The sequence below is a fragment of the Phenylobacterium sp. genome, assembly GCF_036502675.1.
Classification (GTDB): domain Bacteria; phylum Pseudomonadota; class Alphaproteobacteria; order Caulobacterales; family Caulobacteraceae; genus Phenylobacterium.
Window position 1 is genome coordinate 1 of the sequence record NZ_DASXYF010000012.1, and the last position, 4281, is coordinate 4281.

Below are 4281 nucleotides of genomic sequence, written 5' to 3' on the forward strand. Positions count from 1 at the left end.
GGCCGAGAAGCTCGGCCTCACCTTCCAGCAGGTGCAGAAGTACGAACGGGGCGTCAACCGCGTCTCGGCGTCCAAGCTCTACGAGACGGCCCAGGTCCTTGGCGCGCCGGTGACCCACTTCTTCGAGGGGCTGGATGGCGACGCCGGCGTCCAGAGCCCGCCCACGGGCGAAGCCGCCGTCACCGCCTTCCTCATGACCCCCGAAGGTCTGGAGCTGGCGACCCTGTTCCCGCGCATCCCCAAGGGGCGCATGCGCCATCAGGTGCTCGAGCTGGTCAGGACCCTGGCCGAAGCCTGATCGCGCCGCGCCTCAGGAGCGGTAGTCGCCGTTGATCTCGACGTAGCGCTTGGTCAGGTCGCAGGTCCACATGGTCGCGGACGCCCTGCCGACCCCGACGTCGACCCCGATCTCGAGCTCGGCCTTCTTCATGTAAGCCGACATCTTGCGCTCATCGTAGGTCGGCGAAATCGCACCGTCCTCGGCCGCCTTGAGCTCTCCGAAGCGGATCGACAGCCGCTCCCGGTTGATTGGCTCGTCGGCCCTGCCCGCCGCCATGACGATGCGGCCCCAGTTGGCGTCCTCGCCGGCGATGGCGGTCTTCACCAGCGGGCTTTCGCAGATGGTGCGCGCGATCTTGCGGGCCGAGGCCGGGCTCTCGGCGCCGCTGACGGTGACCTTGACGAACTTGGTGGCCCCCTCCCCGTCGCGGACCAGCTGCAGGGCGAGGTCGAGCAGCACCGCCTCCAGCTTCTGGCGGAAGTCGGCCAGCCGCCGGTCGCCCGCCCGGCTGATCCTGGGCGCGCCGGACTGGCCGGTGGCGAACAGCAGCAGCGTGTCGTTGGTCGAGCGGTCGCCGTCCACCGTCACGCAGTTGAAGGTGCTGCGGGTGTAGAGGCTGGCCAGGTTCTGCAGGGCCGCCGGCGAGATGGCCGCGTCGGTGGCCACGAAGGCCAGCATGGTGGCCATGTCGGGAGCGATCATCCCCGAACCCTTGGCGACGCCGCAGATCCGCACCTGGGTCCCGTCGACGTCCGCCTCGGCCGTCGCCCCCTTGGCGAAGGTGTCGGTGGTCATGATGGCCCGGGCCGCGGCCTCCCAGCCGTCCGGGGTCAGCCGCTGCTCGATCTCCGGCAGGCGGTGGGCGATCTTGCCGTCGTCCAGCAGCACGCCGATGACGCCGGTGGAAGCGGCCATCACGTCGCGCTGGCGGCAGCCGAACCGCTTGGCGACGGCGGAGGCCACCCGGCGGGCGGCGTCGGCGCCGGGTTTGCCGGTGAAGGCGTTGGCGCAGCCGGCGTTGACCACCAGGGCGCGGACGTCCTCGCCCCTGGAGGCGGCGAGCTGGCGCTTGCACCAATCCACCGGGGCGGATCCCACGGCGTGGCGGGTGAAGACCCCGGCGGCGGCGGTCCCTTCGGCGAAGCGCATGACGAGGAGGTCGTCGCGCACCTGCTTGTAGAACCCCGCCCGGGCGACGGCGAGCTCCACGCCGGCCACCGGCGGCATGCGCGGCAGGGGCACGGCCAGCGGCGAGACCAGCGGGCCGGAGGGGGCGCCCGGCGCCAAAGCGCGGCTCTGCTTTTCGGCGCGGCGCAGGGCGGCGCGCTTGAGCGCGCTGGCCAGCGGGTCGAGGGCGCGCTCGAGGGTCTGGCCCACCACCTCCACCGACTTGGCGGCGGCCTTGGCCGGGGGCCTGGACACGGGCTTGCGGGTCATGGCCGCAGTCCGACGGGCGCGGCCTGGGCCGCCGCGGGCGCTGCGGCGGCCGGGGCGGATGCGCCGGGGATCGGCGGCGCAGCGGCGGGCGCCGGCGGCGCGCTGGCGGGCTCCTTCGGGCCGCCGGGAACCGGCGGCTGCGGCGGCAGCAGGGTCTGGATCTTGGCCTTGCCGCGCAGCTTTTCCAGCAGGTCCCGGATCTGGTCGTAGGTGAGGAAGCGGACGATCTGCGGACGGGCGGCGTCCAGGGTGATCGGCTCCTCCGGCCGCCGGTCCTCCACCTTCATCAGCGCCCAGCCGCCGTCGACCTGCACGGGGCCCACGACTTCGCCGGTCTTGGCGGCCTTCAGCGCCGCGTCATAGGCCTCCGGCATCACGTCGGTGGTGAAATAACCCAGGTCGCCGCCGTTGAAGCGGGTGGCCGCATCGGTGGAACGCTCCATCGCCAGGGCCTCGAAGGAGGCGCCGCTGGCCAGGAGCTTCCTGACCGCGTCGGCGTCGGCCGCCGTCGCCAGCACGATCTGGCGGGCGCGGATCTGCTCGGACTGCTTGGCGAGCTTGAGCTGCTCCTGGTAGAGGCCGCGCACGGCGCTTTCGTTCACCGCGCCGGAGACGACGCTCTCCACCAGCATGTCCCCGAGGATACGCTGGCGGGCGGCGGCGAGCCGGCGCTGGGCGGCGGGATCGCGGTCGAGCTTGCGCTTCACCGCCTCGCTGGCCAGCAGCTTCTGGTCGATGACCTCGTCCATCACCTTGCGGAACAGGTCCGAGGAGGTCTCCAGCGGCTCGCCCTCGCCGATCAGACCCTGCGCCACCGCCTCGCGCTTGACGTCGGAGGCCCAGACGGTCCTGCCGTCCACCTTGGCCACGGCCTGGTCGCCGGGCGACGGCGGATTCTCGATCCCGCCGCGGTCGGAGCAGGCCGCCACGACCAGGGCGCAGGCCGCGAGCGCGGCTGCGGAACGCCAGGTCCGGTAAGGCGTGGTGGCCGGCATCGGTGCTCCTCGCAAGCGGTCCAGGGCGCGTCGCCCGTCCCTAGCCATTTCGGCCCCGGGATGCAAAGGTTCCGCCGTATCCGCAGCCGGCTCGCGCCGCCAAGAAGGAGGACCCCGCCATGCGGGAAGCCGTCGTCGTCTCCTACGCCCGCACAGGGCTCGCCAAGTCGCAGCGCGGCGGTTTCAACATCACCCCCGCCGTGACCATGGCGGCCCACGCGGTGAAGAGCGCGGTGGCGCGCTCGGGCCTGGCGCCGGCGGAGATCGAGGACTGCTATCTCGGCAACGTCGGCCACGGGGCGCAGAACCTCGGCCGGCAGACGGCGCTGCTGGCCGGGCTGCCGGTGACCAGCTCGGGCGTGACGGTGAACCGCTTCTGCTCGTCGGGCCTCAACACCATCGCCATGGCCGCCAACGTCGTCCGCAACGACGGCGTGCCGGCCGCCGCCGCGGGCGGCGTGGAGTCGCTGTCGTTCCCCAGCGGGGGCGCAGGGCCGCTGGAGAACTACGACCCGCGACTGACGCAGATGTATCCGGCGATCTTCATGCCGATGATCGAGACCGCCGACATCGTGGCCGAGCGCTACAAGGTGAGCCGCGAGCGCCAGGACCAGTTCGCCCTGGAATCCCAGCAGCGCATGGCCGCGGCCCAGGCGGCCGGCAAGTTCAAGGACGAGATCGTCCCGCTGGCGACCCGCATGAAGAAGGTCGACAAGGAAACCAAGGCCGAGAGCATCGTCGACTACGTCGTCGACCGCGACGAGTGCAACCGGCCGGACACGACGCTGGAGGGCCTGGCCAGGCTGCAGCCGGTGCGCGGACCCGGAACCTACGTCACCGCCGGCAACGCCTCGCAGCTCTCCGACGGGGCGGCGGCCGTAGTGCTGATGGAGGCCAAGGAGGCCGAGCGGCGCAACATCGAGCCCCTGGGCGCCTTCCGCGGCTGGGCGGTGGCCGGCTGCGAGCCGGACGAGATGGGCGTCGGCCCGGTGTTCGCCATCCCGCGCCTGCTGGAACGCCACGGGCTGAAGATCGCCGACATCGACCTGTGGGAGCTGAACGAGGCCTTCGCCTCGCAGTGCCTCTACTGCCGGGACCGGCTGGAGATCGATCCGGCGAAGTACAACGTCAACGGCGGCTCCATCGCCATCGGCCACCCATTCGGCATGACCGGCGCGCGGCTGGCCGGCCACATCCTGCAGGAGGGCCGGCGGCGCGGGGCGAAGAAGGTCGTGGTCAGCATGTGCATCGGCGGCGGCATGGGCGCCGCGGGGTTGTTCGAGGTGTACTGAGAGTCGTTTCCGAGCTGGCGAAGTGTAGACACCCCTTAAGGCGGTAAGCGGTTTTTCGGGTGGAAACAGCGGTTCGAGGGCGGGGGCCGAGGCGCGGGTGATCAATGGGTTCCGGTCATCGTGGTGGAGCAAGAGGGCGGGGTCCGTTTGGGGTTCGGCCAGGGGCGGGTCGCGCCCTGACCCCCTGAGACGAAAACAGCCTCGGGCCGGCCCGGCGAGACGCTTCGAGAGCTTAGTTCAGGCGCTGCCGCGGGTCAAGAACATAACGAGAACATTG

At 71.6% G+C, this 4281-nt stretch carries 4 protein-coding genes; 2 read left to right on the forward strand and 2 right to left on the reverse strand.

Features of this window, described 5'->3' with window-relative positions; genetic code table 11:
• On the forward strand, window positions 1-298 hold a 298-nt coding region (locus tag VGL30_RS01530; RefSeq protein WP_331536058.1), incomplete at its 5' end, for a helix-turn-helix domain-containing protein.
• A gap of 12 nt (window positions 299-310) precedes the next feature.
• On the opposite strand, the gene argJ is transcribed toward VGL30_RS01530, so the two are convergent.
• Window positions 311-1717 carry a bifunctional glutamate N-acetyltransferase/amino-acid acetyltransferase ArgJ gene (gene argJ / locus VGL30_RS01535; RefSeq protein WP_331536060.1) on the reverse strand — a complete coding sequence of 469 codons (1407 nt, stop codon included), beginning with the start codon at window positions 1715-1717 and terminating at the stop codon, window positions 311-313.
• Window positions 1714-2712 (reverse strand): peptidylprolyl isomerase, encoded by a 999-nt coding sequence (locus VGL30_RS01540; RefSeq protein WP_331536062.1) that lies wholly within the window; start codon window positions 2710-2712, stop codon window positions 1714-1716. Before VGL30_RS01540 ends, argJ begins: the two co-directional genes overlap by 4 nt.
• 119 nt (window positions 2713-2831) lie before the next feature.
• Here VGL30_RS01540 and VGL30_RS01545 point away from each other — a divergent pair, with 119 nt between their 5' ends.
• Window positions 2832-4004, forward strand: a complete 1173-nt coding sequence (locus VGL30_RS01545; protein ID WP_331536064.1) for an acetyl-CoA C-acyltransferase — start codon at window positions 2832-2834, stop codon at window positions 4002-4004.
• The last annotated feature ends 277 nt before the right edge of the window (window positions 4005-4281 follow it).